1 protein-coding gene is annotated in these 245 nt (G+C 70.2%); it reads left to right on the top strand.

Features of this window, described 5'->3' with window-relative positions:
• Positions 1–18 precede the first annotated feature (18 nt).
• The coding region (locus tag ACLQ3B_RS33680; protein WP_425784691.1) for an alcohol dehydrogenase catalytic domain-containing protein at positions 19–245 on the top strand (227 nt) is incomplete at its 3' end.

Genomic DNA, 245 nt, shown 5'->3' with positions numbered 1-245 from the left:
GTCCCCGGTGCCGGCCAAGTGCTGGTGAAGGTGGTGGCCACCTCGTTCAACCCCGTCGACGACCACATCCGGCTGGGCGTCCTCGCTGAGATGATCCCCACCCCGCTGCCGATCACCCCCGGCCTCGACGTCGCGGGCACCGTTGCCGAGCTCGGCGACGGAGTCAGCGGACTGCAGGTCGGCGACCCGATCATCGCCATGTTCCCGCTGCATGAGCACGGCGGAGCCGCCGAGTACGCGGTCGT

The organism is Micromonospora sp. DT53, assembly GCF_049841535.1.
Classification (GTDB): domain Bacteria; phylum Actinomycetota; class Actinomycetes; order Mycobacteriales; family Micromonosporaceae; genus Micromonospora.
The sequence above is the reverse complement of the archived record's forward strand: the minus strand, read 5'-3'. Positions and strand labels throughout refer to the sequence as shown.